The organism is Kocuria rhizosphaericola (assembly GCF_044462205.1).
GTDB lineage: Bacteria > Actinomycetota > Actinomycetes > Actinomycetales > Micrococcaceae > Kocuria > Kocuria rhizosphaericola.
Window position 1 is genome coordinate 14469 of sequence record NZ_JBISWK010000157.1, and the last position, 13563, is coordinate 28031.

Genomic DNA, 13563 nt, shown 5'->3' on the forward strand with positions numbered 1-13563 from the left:
TGCGTTACGGTGGGGTCACCGCACTTGCCGAGCGCGTTGATCCAGCGCGCACGGACCGGTTCGCCCACCTCGCGATCCCCGGCCCGAGGCACGCACCGGCCGGACCCCCGCGACGCGATCGTTCCCGCGGGCCCGGGACCGGTCACGGTTCCGCCGGGCAGCGTCTGCCCTCACAGCACGGATGCCCCGGCACGCTCTTGCACCGCAGCACGCTGCACCTCACGGAGAACGGGTACGCCCTCATGACTGCCACCTCGATCGAGACCTCGTCGACGACCCCGACCACCTCGTCCCTGCCGGTGGTTCCCCGGCCCGCCGCTCCCGCGGTCGGCCCGGAGCTCGCCCGCTCCTGGCTGCTCGTCAACGGCGCCCAGGTCGAGCGGTTCGCGGCGGCCCGGGCGAGCGCGGCCGACGTCGTGGTCCTGGACATCGAGGACTCCGTGGCGCCCAAGGACAAGGAGCGGGCCCGCCGCAACGTCATCAGCTGGCTGGACGCCCGGGACGAGAACGGCGAGCAGCACCACGCGTGGGTGCGGGTCAACGGCTTCGGCACCCAGTGGTGGGAGGAGGACCTCCGGGCCCTCGCCGGGGTCCGCGGCCTCGACGGCGTCATGCTGGCCATGGTCGAGTCCCCCGAGCACGTCACCCGCACCGCGGAGCTGCTCAAGGACACGAGGATCGTCGCGCTCGTGGAGACGGCCCGCGGCGTGCAGCACCTGCAGGCCATCGCCGGCGCCCGCTCAACGTACCGCCTCGGCTTCGGCCTGGGCGACTTCCGGCGCGACACCGGCTTCGGGGAGAACCCCATGACGCTGGCCTACACGCGCTCGCAGTTCACCATCGCCTCCCGGGCGGCCAACCTCCCCGGGCCCATCGACGGGCCCGCGGTCGGGGCGCTCGGCCCCAAGCTCGCCGAGGCCACGTCCGTGACCCTGGAGTTCGGCATGACGGGCAAGCTGTGCCTCATGCCGGAGCAGACCGCCACGGTCAACGAGGGCCTGAGCCCGTCGCTGTCCGAGCTGTCCTGGGCCACCGAGTTCCTCCAGGAGTTCGACGCCGACGGCGGGGAGATCCGCAACGGCTCCGACCTGCCGCGGCTCGCCCGCGCCAAGAAGATCCTGGGCCTGGCCGGTGCCTTCGGCCTGAGCATTCCCGAGGGCTACGACGTCCACTTCGAGGCGCCGACCGACACGTACCACTGCTGATCCGGTGGTGAGGGGCCGGCCCCCGGCCCCCTCGCGCGGGAGCGCACCCCCTCCCCGCGCGTCCGACGGACCGGTGGGTGCCGTGCAGACACGGCGCCCACCGGTTCTTCCGTGTCCGGGCCGCCCCGCCCGGTCTGTGCCGGCCAGGGGCGGCCGGACTACATTGGGGGCGTGCAGACTCCGCGCCCCGCCCCGCTGCCCCCGGCGTCCCGGCCGCCCCACCGGTGGCCGAGGACGGCGGTCTCGGCCGCCCTCTCCGCCGGCCTCCTCGCCACCGGCTGCTCGGTGCTCGCCCCCGACGGCGGACGGGAGGCCGCCGAGCAGGTCGCCGCGGCACTGAGCGCGGGCAGCGTCGCGGAGCTGTCCTTCGGCGACGTCGACGGTGCCTCCGCCCAGGAGCAGTACGAGCAGGTCGTCGCGGGCCTCGGCGAGGCCGCCCCGGCCGTCGAGGTCTCCGGGGTCGAGGACGCCGGGGCGGAGGGGCGGCGCGAGGCCACCCTGTCCTGGTCGTGGGACCTCCCGGGAGCGGAGCAGGACTGGGTGTACGACTCGGTCCTTCCGCTGGTCCGGGCCGGGTCCGGTGACTGGGTCCCCGAGTGGTCCCCGGCCGTGGTGCGGCCGGGCCTCGAGGAGGGGGAGGCCCTGCGCGCCCGCACGGTGGCCGCGGACCGCGGGGACATCCTCGGGGCGGACGGCGAGACACTGGTGACGGAGCGGCCGATCCGGCGGGTCGGCATCGACCGGTCGAGGCTGGGGGGCGCGGACCCCGGCGAGGCGGCGCGCCGGCTCGCCGCGGTCGTGGACATCGACGCCGACGCGTACGCCGAGGCCGTCGAGCAGGCCGGGCCCGAGGCGTTCGTCGAGGCCCTGCCGCTGCGGGAGGAGGCCTTCCGGGCGCTGGACGCGCAGCGGATGGAGGCGGTCCCGGGGCTGCTGGTGGTCGAGGACGAGATGCCCCTGCCCCCGTCCCGCGGCTTCGCCGCCGACCTCCTGGGCGGCGTGGGCGAGGCGACGGCCGAGGACGTGGCCGACTCCGGCGGGGAGCTCGCCGCCGGGTCGGCGACCGGGCGCGGGGGAGTGCAGGAACGCTTCGACGAGCGGCTGCGCGGCACACCCGGCGTCGTCGTCGAGGAGGTCGTGGCCGGTGACGACGACGGCGTGCGGCCGGCCGCCGGTGAGCCGCTGTTCGAGGTGCCGGCGCAGGCCGGCGAGCCGGTCGCGGTGACCCTGGACCGCGGGCTCCAGGCCACCGCGGAGGAGCTGCTGGCCGGGATCGAGTCCCCGTCCGCGGTCGTGGCGGTCCGGCCCTCCACGGGCGAGCTCGTCGTGTCGGCCAACGGGCCGGGCTCCGAGGGCTACTCCACCGCGCTGCTCGGCCAGTACGCGCCCGGCTCCACCTTCAAGGTCGTCACGGCCCTGGGGATGCTCCGGAAGGGCGACACCCCCGGGACGGTCGTGCAGTGCCCGCCGTCCACGACCGCGGCGGGCGTGCGGATCGACAACGTCGAGTCCTATCCGGCCGAGTTCACGGGGTCGATCACCCTCACCGAGGCCCTCGCCCACTCCTGCAACACCAGCTTCGTGGACCAGCACGACCGGATCGGCCAGGCGGAACTGGCCCGGCCCGCGGCCGCGCTCGGGATCGGGGTCCCCGCGGAGCTGCCCGTGCCCGCGTTCTGGGGCGAGATCCCCCAGGAGGAGCCACCGCCCCAGCACGCCGCCGCGATGTTCGGGCAGGGCCGCACGCTCGTGTCCCCGCTGAGCATGGCGAACCTCGCCGCCTCGGTCGCCGCCGGGGAGCTCGTCACCCCCCGCCTCGTCAGCACCGAGGGCCTGCACGACGACGCCGCGGCCGCACCCGGCCCCGAGGAGCCGCTGACCGCCGAGGAGGCGGAGCAGCTGCGCACCATGATGCGGGCCGTCGTCTCCTCCGGGCACCTGGGCGTGCTCCAGGAGCTCGAGCCGGACACCGCGATCGGCAAGACCGGCACGGCCGAGTTCGGCGACGAGGACCCGCCCCGGACCCACTCCTGGGTGATCGCCGAGCACGAGGACCTCGCCGTGGCGGTCTTCGTGGAGGACGGCGACCTGGGCTCGGTGACCGGCGGACCCATCATGCGCGACTTCCTGGCCGCGGCGGCCTCCGCGTCCCGCGCCGGCTGAGGACCGCCGGCGCCCGCGTCCCCCTTCCGCCCCTGGCGCCGCCGGACCAGGATGGGAGCACACCGTCCGCAGCCGCGGGCCGCCGAACCCGTCAGGAGTCCCCGTGACCGTGCCCACCGCTCCCGCGAGAACCAAGATCGGCGTGGTCGGCGCCGGGTCCGTCGGCTCGTCCCTGGCGTACGCGGCCCTCATCAAGGGCGTCGCGCAGGAGGTGGCCCTCTACGACCTCGCCGGGGACCGGGTCCGCGCCGAGGGCCTGGACCTGGCCCACGGGGCCATGTTCACCCCCAGCTCCCGGGTGACCGGCTCCGACGACGTCGCCGTGCTCGCCGGCTCGGACGTCGTCTTCGTGACCGCCGGGGCCAAGCAGCGGCCCGGCCAGACCCGGATGGAGCTGGCGGGCGCCAACGCGTCGATCCTCGAGTCGCTGATGCCGCGGCTCGTGGAGCAGGCCCCCGAGGCCGTGTACGTGCTGGTGACCAATCCCTGCGACGTGCTCACGGTGATCGCGCAGAAGCTCACCGGGCTGCCCACGGAGCGGGTGATGGCCTCCGGGACCGTGCTGGACACCTCGCGGCTGCGCTGGCTGCTGGCCGAGGAGGGCGGGGTCTCCACCACGAGCGTGCACGCCACGATCGTCGGCGAGCACGGCGACACCGAGTTCCCCCTGTGGTCGAACGCGAACATCGGGCAGATCCCGCTGCGCGAGTGGACGGTCGAGGGGCGCCGGCCGTTCACCGAGGACCGGCTGGACGAGATCACGCACCGGACCATCAACGCCGCGTACACCGTGATCCAGGGCAAGGGCGCCACCAACTACGCGATCGGCCTGGCAGGAGCTCGGGTGGCCGAGGCCGTGCTGCGGGACGAGCACGCCGTGCTGCCGGTGTCCACGGTCCTCGACGACTATCGGGGGCTCAGCGGGGTCGCCCTGTCCGTGCCGTCGGTCGTCGCGCGGCGGGGCGTCGTCGAGCGCCTGGTCGTGCCCATGGACGAGCAGGAGCTGGCCATGCTGCACCGCTCCGCCGAGGCGATCCGGGCGACCCTGGCCTCGATCGGGTACTGACCGCGAACGGCACCGGGGCCCGTTCCGGCGTGCGGAACGGGCCCCGGTGCTGCAGCGCGGGAGGTCAGCGGCTCGCCGCCATCTCGTCCTGCGCCGCGTGGGTGAGGCGCACGGCGTCGTCGAACTCGCGCTCGACCTCTTCGTCACGCCGGTACGTGGCCCTGGAGACCAGCATGGCGGACACGAGGCTCACGACGAAGCCGGGGATGATCTCGTAGAGGTCGGCCCACGGGGTCACGGTCCACACGAACACGGTGACCGCGCCCAGGACCATGCCCGTGATCGCGCCCAGGTTCGTGAGCTTGCGCCAGAACAGGGACAGGATCACGATCGGGCCGAACGAGGCGCCGAAGCCGGCCCACGCGAAGGCCACGAGCCCGAGGATCGTGTTGTTCTGCTCCCAGGCCAGGAACGAGGCGACGAGGGCGACGGCGGCCACGCCCGCGCGGCCCATCCACACCTGCTTGCGCTCGGACGGGGACTGCTTCACGGTCAGCTTGTACAGGTCCTCGACCAGGGCGGAGGAGGAGACGATGAGCTGGGAGGAGACCGTGGACATGATCGCGGCGAGCACGGCCGCCAGGACGAAGCCCGCGACGACCGGGTGGAAGAAGACCTGCGCGAGGTCGAGGAACACGGACTCGGGGTCTGTCGGGCTCTCGTCCGGGCGGTTGCCGTAGTAGGCGAGGCCCACCAGGGCGGTGGCGATCGCGCCGATGACGCTCAGCACCATCCAGGTCATCCCGATCCGGCGGCCGGTCTTGGCGTCGGAGGGGGAGCGCATGGCCATGAAGCGGACGATGATGTGGGGCTGGCCGAAGTAGCCGAGGCCCCACGCCAGGGCCGAGATGACGCCGACCACGGTCGCGCCGCGCACGAGCGAGAGGGCGTCCGGGTCCACCGCGGTGATGTTCTCCGCCATCTGCCCGAAGCCGCCGACGTTGATGATCCCGACGACCGGGACCATGAGCAGGGCGATGAACATGAGGACGCCCTGGGCCACGTCGGTGTAGGTCGCGCCCAGGAAGCCGCCGAAGAGCGTGTAGGCGATGGTCACGCCCACGACCAGGAGCAGGCCCGCGTGGTAGGTCGAGCCGAAGGAGGACTGGAAGAACAGCCCGCCGGCGACCATGCCGGAGGAGACGTAGAACGTGAAGAACACCAGGATGATCAGCCCGGAGACGATGCGCAGCAGCCGTGAGCCGCTCTTGAGCCGGTTGTCCAGGAAGGACGGGATGGTGATCGAGTTGTGCGAGACCTCGGTGTAGGAGCGCAGCCGGGGCGCGATGAACTTCCAGTTGACCCACGCGCCGATGATCAGCCCGATGGCGATCCACGCCTCGACCAGGCCGGAGAGGAAGACCGCTCCGGGCAGTCCGAGCAGCAGCCAGCCGGACATGTCGGAGGCGCCGGCGCTGAGCGCGGCGACGCCCGGCTTGAGGTTGCGCCCGCCGAGCATGTAGTCGTCGAGGTTCTTCGTCCTGCTGTTGGCGTAGAGCCCGATCGCGATCATGGCGGCGAAGTAGATGACGATCGCGATCGTCTGGGATATCTCTTGGGTCATGGTGTCCTTTCCGCCCGGAGCCGGCCCGGTGGAGCGCAGCGTCCAGGGGGGTGGGTGGAACAAAGGTCCCACAGGACTTTACGCGGGCTCCGAGGCAGTGGCCAGCCACTACGGGTAGAGGCGGAGCCCGCCGGCGGCCCGGGAGACCGGCTCAGGCGGTGTCGTGCGCCTGCAGGAACTCGTAGACCTCGCGCTCGTCGACGCCCGGGAAGGCCCCCTCCGGCAGGGCCGCGAGCACGTGGGAGTGCGCCCGGGTGTTGGGCCACGCGTGGCCCGCCCACACCCGGCTGAGCTCCTCGGGCGGGCGCCGGCAGCACGAGGGGTCCGGGCACGTCGACACGGTGCGGTGCGGGGTGTCGCGGCCGCGGAACCAGCGGGCGTCGGTGAACGCGACGCCCACGCCGATCGAGAACACGCCCTGGCTCGAGAGCTCCGTGCGGGTGGAGCACCAGTACGTCCCGGAGGGGGTGTCCGTGTACTGGGCGAACGCCGTGAACTGGTTGGGCTGGTCGAAGACGGTGCGCCCGGACCACTTGCGGCACGAGATCTGGCCCTCGATCGCCCCGGTGTGGTCGGTGGGGAACGCCAGGCCGTTGTTCTCGTAGGCCTTGTGGATCACCCCGGACGAGTGCACCTTGTGGAAGTGGGTGCGGATGCCCAGGTGGCGGGTCGCGAGGTTCGTGAAGCGGTGCCCCGCCGTCTCGTGGGAGACGGCGAAGCGGTCCTTGAGGTCCTCCAGGAACAGGTCCCGGTTCCGCTTCGCCTCGAGCAGGAACGGGACGGTCTTGTCCTCCGGGAGCATCACCGCGGCGGCGAAGTAGTTGGTCTGCACCCGCTGGGCGAGGAACTCGGCGTAGTCCTTCGGGGGCTCGTGACCCAGCACCTGGTGACCCACGGCCTGGAGCAGCACCGCGCGCGGGTCGTGGTCCGCCCGGGGGCTCTGCACCAGGTAGATCCGCCGGTTGAGCAGGTCGGTCACCGAGCGGGTCGAGTGGGGCAGGTCGGTGACGTGGTGGATGCTGTAGCCGAGCCTGCCCACCATCTCGGAGATCACGGAGTTGGACACGGGCCCCGAGGAGTAGCCGCCCAGGGTCAGCAGCTCCTTGGCGGCCTGCTCCAGGTCCGGGAAGTAGTTGTTCTGCTCCCGCATGAGCCGGCGCAGCTGCACGTTGGCCCGGCGGGCCTCCTCCGGGGTGGCCGAGTTCTTCTCGAGGGCCTCGGCCAGGCGCTCCTGCAGGGCCACGAGCGCCTCGAGCACCTCGGTGGACAGGGCGGAGCTGACCCGGACGGTCGGCAGGCCCAGCTGCTCGTAGAACGGGGAGCGCTGGGCGCGCTCGAGCTGGATCTCGAGGGCCTCGCGACGGTTGCCGGGCTCGGCCCCGAGCAGGGCGTCCACGCTCGTGCCCAGGACCTCCGCAAGGCGCTGGAGCAGGCTCAGCCGCGGCTCGCGCCGCCCGTTCTCGATCACGGACAGCTGCGACGTGGCGGTGCCCGCCCGGTCCGCGAGCTCCGCGAGCGTGAGCCCCCGGTCCTTGCGCAGCGACCGGATGCGCCGGCCGAGGCCGATCAGATCGGTGGTGCCGGACTGCTCGGTCGACGTCGGTTCCTCGTATCCCCAGGCGCTCGTGGTCATTTCTTCACCATATGCGAAAAACAGTGAAAGTTCACGAGGAAATGTGGGTTGATCCGGTCCTAATTGGGGCAAAGTGGGATGTGTCACCACGGGAGAGCGAACTTCCCGGCGACCCCCGAAGCCGAACGAGCACTTGACCACGGACCACTCAACGAGGAGCCGACATGTCCTACCCCAACGCCCCCAAGACCGCCGACGAGATCCGCCAGGAGTGGGACGCCGATCCCCGCTGGGCGCAGATCACCCGTGAGTACACGGCGGAGGAGGTCGTCCGCCTGCGCGGCTCGGTGCAGGAGGAGATGACCCTGGCCCGCCGCGGCGCGGAGCAGCTGTGGGAGAAGCTGCACACCGAGGACTTCGTGAACTCCCTGGGTGCCCTGACCGGCAACCAGGCGGTCCAGCAGGTGAAGGCCGGCCTCAAGGCGATCTACCTCTCCGGCTGGCAGGTCGCCGGTGACGCGAACCTCGCGGGCCAGACCTACCCCGACCAGTCGATCTACCCCGCCAACTCCGTCCCGGCGGTCGTGCGGCGGATCAACAACGCGCTGATGCGCGCCGACCAGATCGAGCACTCCGAGGGCACGAGCACCGTCGACGACTGGCTGGTCCCGATCGTGGCCGACGCCGAGGCCGGCTTCGGCGGTCCGCTCAACGCCTACGAGCTGATGAAGTCCATGATCGCCGCCGGCGCGGCCGGTGTGCACTGGGAGGACCAGCTGGCCTCCGAGAAGAAGTGCGGCCACCTGGGCGGCAAGGTGCTCATCCCCACCCAGCAGCACGTCCGCACCCTCAGCGCGGCCCGGCTCGCGGCCGACGTCGCCGACGTCCCCTCGCTGATCATCGCCCGCACCGACGCGGAGGCGGCCACCCTGATCACCTCGGACGTCGACGACCGCGACAAGCCGTTCGTCACCGGCGAGCGCACCGCGGAGGGCTACTACAAGGTCCGCAACGGTCTTGAGGCCTGCATCGCCCGCGGCAACGCGTACGCCCCGTACGCCGACCTGCTGTGGATGGAGACCGGCACCCCGGACCTCGAGCTGGCCAAGAAGTTCGCCGAGGGCATCCACGCGGAGCACCCGGACCAGATGCTCGCCTACAACTGCTCGCCCTCCTTCAACTGGAAGAAGCACCTGGACGACGCGACGATCGCCAAGTTCCAGCGGGAGCTGGGCGCGATGGGCTTCAAGTTCCAGTTCATCACCCTGGCCGGCTTCCACGCCCTGAACTACTCGATGTTCGACCTGGCCCACGGCTACGCCCGCAACCAGATGACGGCCTACGTGGAGCTGCAGGAGCGGGAGTTCGCGGCCGAGGAGCGCGGCTACACCGCCACCCGGCACCAGCGAGAGGTCGGCACCGGCTACTTCGACCTGGTCTCCACCGTCCTCAACCCGGAGTCCTCCACCACGGCGCTGGCCGGTTCCACCGAGACCGCCCAGTTCTGAGCTGAGGGAGCGCGACCGGCCGGGGGCCCGANCGGGCCCCCGGCCGGTCGCATCCGACGACGCTCCGCTCCGGTCCGCGCCGGAGCCGTCCCACCCGATCTTCCCCAGGACACACTTCAGGCGAGGAACCAGCCATGATGACCATGACCAGCAACCCCGTGACGATCAACGGCGTGACCCTCACGGGTCACCACGTGCCCCGGCAGAACAGTGTGCTCACCCCTGACGCCCTCGGCTTCCTGGCGGCCCTGCACCGTGAGTTCGAGCCCCGCCGGCGCGAGCTGCTGGCAGCCCGCGAGGAGCGGCGCAAGGCGATCGCCCGCGGCACCGACCCCGCCTTCCTGCCGGAGACGCGGGGAATCCGCGAGGACGACTCCTGGCGCGTGCCGCCGCCCCCGCCCGGGCTCGAGGACCGCCGCGTGGAGATCACCGGTCCCACGGAGCGGAAGATGACCATCAACGCGCTCAACTCCGGGGCCAAGGTCTGGCTCGCGGACATGGAGGACGCCAACACCCCGCACTGGACCAACGTGGTCACCAACCAGCTCAACCTCGTCGACGCGCTCGAGGGGACCATCGAGTTCACCAACCCGGACGGCAAGAAGTACGCCCTGAAGAACAAGGACGCCCGGGCCAACCCGACCATCGTGGTGCGCCCCCGCGGGTGGCACTTCGAGGAGAAGCACCTGTCCGTGCGGGACGAGCCCATCGCGGGCGCCATCGTGGACTTCGGCCTGTACTTCTTCCACAACGCGCGCCGGCTCAAGAAGCTCGGGCTGGGTCCCTACTTCTACCTGCCCAAGACCGAGTCCCACCAGGAGGCGCGGCTGTGGCACGACATCTTCAGCCGTGCGGAGTCCCTGCTCGGAGCGGACCGCGGCACCATCCGCGCCACCGTCCTGATCGAGACGATCACCGCGGCCTTCGAGATGGAGGAGATCCTGTACGAGCTCGGTGAGCACGCCGCGGGGCTCAACGCCGGGCGCTGGGACTACATCTTCTCGATCATCAAGAACTTCCGGACCCGCGGGCCCCGCTTCATCCTCCCGGACCGCAACGCCGTGACCATGACGCAGCCGTTCATGCGGGCCTACACCGAGCAGCTCGTGCGGGCCTGCCACCGCCGCGGGGCGATGGCCATCGGCGGGATGGCCGCGTTCATCCCCTCCCGCCGGGACGAGGAGGTCAACCGCACCGCGATCGAGAAGGTGCAGGCGGACAAGACCCGCGAGGCGAACGACGGCTTCGACGGGTCCTGGGTGGCCCACCCGGACCTCGTCCCGGTGTGCCGTGAGGTGTTCGACGCAGTGCTCGGCGAGAAGCCCAACCAGCTGGACCGGCTCCGCGAGGACGTGGTGCCCGACGACAAGGCGCTCATCGACATCGCCTCCGCCACGGGCAAGATCACCGAGGAAGGGATCCGCAACAACATCGAGGTGGGGATCCGCTACATCGAGGCGTGGCTGCGCGGCAACGGCGCCGTCGGCATCCACAACCTGATGGAGGACGCCGCGACCGCGGAGATCTCCCGCTCGCAGATCTGGCAGTGGGTGAACACGCGGGCCATCACCGACGAGGGCGAGGAGATCACCCGGGACTGGGCCCAGGAGCTGATGGAGGAGGAGTTCGCGAAGATCGAGCGCGCCGAGGGCGACCGGTTCGACGACGCACGCTCCATCTTCGAGGAGGTGGCACTGGGCGACGACTACCCGGCGTTCCTGACCACCCCGGCCTACGAGCGGTTCCTGGCCGAGCCCGAGGACCCGCACGCCCCCGAGGAGGCCGAGAGCTCCGCGTCCGCGCGGTCCTGAGCGGCCCACCGGGCCGGGTCCACGACCCAGGGCTCCCGGGGCAGGACGTCCTCGTCGAAGACGGCGAGGACGTCCTGCGCCGTCCGGGCCGGGCCGGGGAGGCGCAGCGACGCCGCCATCCAGCCGAGCACCTCCTCGACGCCGTGCCCCGCCGCAGCGAGCTCGGCCAGGGTCACGGCGCCGTCGCGCTTGGCGAGGCGCTGCCCGCGCGCGTTGAGCACGAGCGGGACGTGCACCCACTCCGGCTCCTCCAGCCCGAGCACCGAGGCCAGGTACGCCTGGCGCGGGGTGGAGGGCAGCAGGTCGTCGCCCCGCACCACCTGGTCCACGCCCTGGTGGGCGTCGTCGAGGACCACCGCGAGGTTGTAGGCGGGCCGGCCGTCGTTGCGCAGCAGCACGAAGTCGTCGACGAGCCCCGTGTACGCCCCGGCCCAGCGGTCCACGACCGTGCGGGAGCGCACGTCCGCGCGCAGCCGCACCGCGGGGGGCCGCTCGCGCCGGCGCCGCGCCCGCTCGGCGTCGCCCAGGTCCCGGCACGTGCCCGGATAGGCGCCCGGCGCTCCGTGCGGTGCACTCGCGGCCGCCTGGATCTCGCGGCGCGTGCAGAAGCACTCGTAGGTGCGCCCCGCCGCGGTGAGGTGCTCCACCACGGCCCGGTGCTCGGCCTCCCTCGAGGACTGCAGCAGCGGGGGTCCGTCCCGGTCGAGACCCAGGCGGGCGAGGTCCGCCAGCTGCCGCTCGGCCGCCCCCGGCTGCACCCGGTCGATGTCCTCGACGCGCAGGACGAAACGCCGGCCCGTCGAGCGCGCGAGGGCCCACGCGAGCAGCGCCGTGCGGAGATTGCCGAGGTGGAGGTCCCCCGAGGGGGACGGAGCATAGCGGCCGGCGCCTCCGACGGCACGGTCCGGGGCCGAAGTGGTCATGGTTGCCAGGATAGCCAGCGGTGGTCGGTACCCTGGTCGGATGGCGCGCATCAACGAACTCCGCGACGGCGTCTTCGCCGTGAGCACGGACAACTGGAGGCTGAACTCCGGTGTCGTGCTCGGGACCCGCCGCGCCCTGGTGATCGACACGGGCGCGGGCCCGCGCCAGGCCCGGGAGATCCTGGGCGCCGTCCGCTCGCTCACCAGCCTGCCGCTGACGGTCGTGAACACCCACGCCCACTACGACCACTTCCTGGGCAACGCCGTGTTCCAGCGCGCGGGGGCCGAGGACTTCTGGGCCCACCGCGGCTGCGCGGCCGCGATCCAGGCGCACGGCGACTACCAGCGCTCGTTCGTGGGGATCCACGAGCCCGAGATGGCCGCAGCAGAGGGACCGGACACCCGTCTCGTCGTGCCCAACCGGCACCTGCCGGGCTCGGGCCGGCGTCCCGCCCTGACCCGGGTGGACCTGGGGGAGCGCACGACGGTGCTCTTCTCCTTCGGACTGGGCCACACCGACAACGACCTCTGCGTGGGCGTCGACGACGTCGTCTTCACCGGGGACCTCGTGGAGCAGGGCGCCGACCCCAACTTCGACGACTCCTATCCGCGGGGCTGGGCCGCGGCCCTCGAGAGCCTGGCCTCCCTCGACCGGTACCAGGTCTTCGTCCCCGGCCACGGCAACCCCGTGGAGCGCGGCTACGTGCTCCAGCAGGCCCGGACCATGCGCACGGCAATCGAACGGGTGGACGTGAGCGAGGCCGCCGCGGCGCAGCCCGACGGCATGCGCCCCGTGACCGCCTCGATGTTCCGCCTGCCCTACAACGCGGGGGCGGCGCGGATCCTGCTGGACCGGCTCGAGCGGATCAGGGCCGAGGACGCCGCGATCGAGGAGCTTGCAGCGCTGTCAGCGCCGCAGCCGCCAGCAGACTGACGCCGAGGATCGCCGCGCACGCCGCGACCGCCGCCCAGCCGCCGCCCGGAACGCGCAGAGCGGCCCACAGCGGCAGTAGACCGACCAGCAGCGCCCCCGCGCCGAAGACGGCCAGCAGGGCGGTCAGGCCCCCGCCCGACGCGGGACGCTCCACCGGTCCGGTCAGGCGCAGCACGAGGCCACCCAGAGCCGCCCAGCCCGTCACGACCAGCAGGGCCGCGACGACGTCCGAGGGCCGGTGCCAGCCGTTCAGCAGCGTGGCCACCCCGGTCGCGGTCATGGCGCCGGCCCCGAGCAGCGCGACGAACGGCCGGGACGGGGCGGGCGCCGCGAGCAGCACCACCGCCACGGCGGCGGCCGCGGCGGCCGTGTGCCCGGACGGGAAGGAGTTGACGGCGGCCTCCTGGATCCCCAGGTCGGGCTTCTCCAGCAGCACCCGCTTGAGCAGCTGGACCGTCAGGTTGGACAGCACGACCACCGCCGCCCCGACCACCGCCGGGGCGAGGCGCCGGGAGCGCACGGCCAGGACCGCGAGGCACACGGCGGAGACCGCGCCCACCGCCCACGGGACCGAGTCCAGCAGCTGGCCGACACGGTCGGACAGGTCCGGGAAGGCGTTGTTCGCCTGGCGCAGGGCCAGTTCGTCGAGCCACTGCCCGGTCGCGGTGGTCAGGGCCACGTAGCCGACCAGTGCCGCCGACGCCCACAGGGCGGCGGCGCCGAACAGGTGGCCGAGGACCTGCAGGACGGTGGGGGCGGGCCGGCGGGCGGTCGTGGTCATCGAGCTCCTGGGCGGTGGGGCGGATCGTCGAGGTG

Annotated in this window: 10 protein-coding genes; 6 read left to right on the forward strand and 4 right to left on the reverse strand. The window is 72.5% G+C overall.

Annotation, left to right across the window (positions count from 1 at the left end):
- The first annotated feature begins 242 nt into the window (after positions 1-242).
- The 3 genes from ACH9D2_RS16000 (at position 243) to ACH9D2_RS16010 (ending at position 4434) form a co-directional block, all read left to right on the forward strand.
- Positions 243-1205 carry an HpcH/HpaI aldolase/citrate lyase family protein gene (locus tag ACH9D2_RS16000; RefSeq protein ID WP_396363812.1) on the forward strand — a complete coding sequence of 321 codons (963 nt, stop codon included), beginning with the start codon at positions 243-245 and terminating at the stop codon, positions 1203-1205.
- 171 nt (positions 1206-1376) lie between these two features.
- Positions 1377-3368 (forward strand): penicillin-binding transpeptidase domain-containing protein, encoded by a 1992-nt coding sequence (locus ACH9D2_RS16005; protein WP_396363813.1) that lies wholly within the window; start codon positions 1377-1379, stop codon positions 3366-3368.
- 103 nt (positions 3369-3471) lie between these two features.
- Positions 3472-4434, forward strand: a complete 963-nt coding sequence (locus ACH9D2_RS16010; RefSeq protein ID WP_396363814.1) for an L-lactate dehydrogenase — start codon at positions 3472-3474, stop codon at positions 4432-4434.
- 64 nt (positions 4435-4498) lie between these two features.
- Here ACH9D2_RS16010 and putP read toward each other — a convergent pair whose 3' ends face one another.
- Together putP and ACH9D2_RS16020 are read right to left on the reverse strand one after the other, a co-directional pair.
- Positions 4499-5998, reverse strand: coding sequence for a sodium/proline symporter PutP (gene putP / locus ACH9D2_RS16015; protein ID WP_396363815.1), 1500 nt, complete (start codon positions 5996-5998; stop codon positions 4499-4501).
- A gap of 151 nt (positions 5999-6149) precedes the next feature.
- Positions 6150-7631 carry a helix-turn-helix domain-containing protein gene (locus tag ACH9D2_RS16020; RefSeq protein WP_396363816.1) on the reverse strand — a complete coding sequence of 494 codons (1482 nt, stop codon included), beginning with the start codon at positions 7629-7631 and terminating at the stop codon, positions 6150-6152.
- A gap of 164 nt (positions 7632-7795) precedes the next feature.
- On the opposite strand from ACH9D2_RS16020, the gene aceA reads away from it, so the two are divergent.
- Positions 7796-9079: an isocitrate lyase gene (aceA, locus tag ACH9D2_RS16025; protein ID WP_298585467.1), complete on the forward strand. Its 1284-nt coding sequence runs from the start codon at positions 7796-7798 to the stop codon at positions 9077-9079.
- 134 nt (positions 9080-9213) lie between these two features.
- The gene (aceB, locus tag ACH9D2_RS16030; protein WP_396363817.1) at positions 9214-10890 is read left to right on the forward strand and encodes a malate synthase A; all 1677 of its coding nucleotides are present in this window, start codon (positions 9214-9216) and stop codon (positions 10888-10890) included.
- On the opposite strand, the gene gluQRS is transcribed toward aceB, so the two are convergent.
- On the reverse strand, positions 10812-11813 hold the full coding sequence (gluQRS, locus tag ACH9D2_RS16035; protein WP_396363818.1) for a tRNA glutamyl-Q(34) synthetase GluQRS: 1002 nt from the start codon (positions 11811-11813) through the stop codon (positions 10812-10814). The two genes, aceB and gluQRS, sit on opposite strands and share 79 nt — an antisense overlap.
- 40 nt (positions 11814-11853) lie before the next feature.
- Between gluQRS and ACH9D2_RS16040 the strand changes: the two genes are divergently transcribed.
- A complete protein-coding gene (locus ACH9D2_RS16040; protein WP_396363819.1) occupies positions 11854-12747 on the forward strand; it encodes an MBL fold metallo-hydrolase in 894 nt (297 codons plus the stop codon).
- Here ACH9D2_RS16040 and ACH9D2_RS16045 read toward each other — a convergent pair.
- Positions 12680-13528: a phosphatase PAP2 family protein gene (locus tag ACH9D2_RS16045; RefSeq protein WP_396363820.1), complete on the reverse strand. Its 849-nt coding sequence runs from the start codon at positions 13526-13528 to the stop codon at positions 12680-12682. The two genes, ACH9D2_RS16040 and ACH9D2_RS16045, sit on opposite strands and share 68 nt — an antisense overlap.
- Positions 13529-13563 lie beyond the last annotated feature (35 nt).

Bases quoted from the DNA above. Each gene is read 5' to 3' on its own strand.
- gluQRS (WP_396363818.1), bottom strand. From the start codon at position 11,813: ATGACCACTTCGGCCCCGGACCGTGCCGTCGGAGGCGCCGGCCGCTAT.
- aceB (WP_396363817.1), top strand. From the start codon at position 9,214: ATGATGACCATGACCAGCAACCCCGTGACGATCAACGGCGTGACCCTC.
- ACH9D2_RS16000 (WP_396363812.1), top strand. From the start codon at position 243: ATGACTGCCACCTCGATCGAGACCTCGTCGACGACCCCGACCACCTCG.
- ACH9D2_RS16020 (WP_396363816.1), bottom strand. From the start codon at position 7,631: ATGACCACGAGCGCCTGGGGATACGAGGAACCGACGTCGACCGAGCAG.
- putP (WP_396363815.1), bottom strand. From the start codon at position 5,998: ATGACCCAAGAGATATCCCAGACGATCGCGATCGTCATCTACTTCGCC.
- aceA (WP_298585467.1), top strand. From the start codon at position 7,796: ATGTCCTACCCCAACGCCCCCAAGACCGCCGACGAGATCCGCCAGGAG.
- ACH9D2_RS16040 (WP_396363819.1), top strand. From the start codon at position 11,854: ATGGCGCGCATCAACGAACTCCGCGACGGCGTCTTCGCCGTGAGCACG.
- ACH9D2_RS16045 (WP_396363820.1), bottom strand. From the start codon at position 13,528: ATGACCACGACCGCCCGCCGGCCCGCCCCCACCGTCCTGCAGGTCCTC.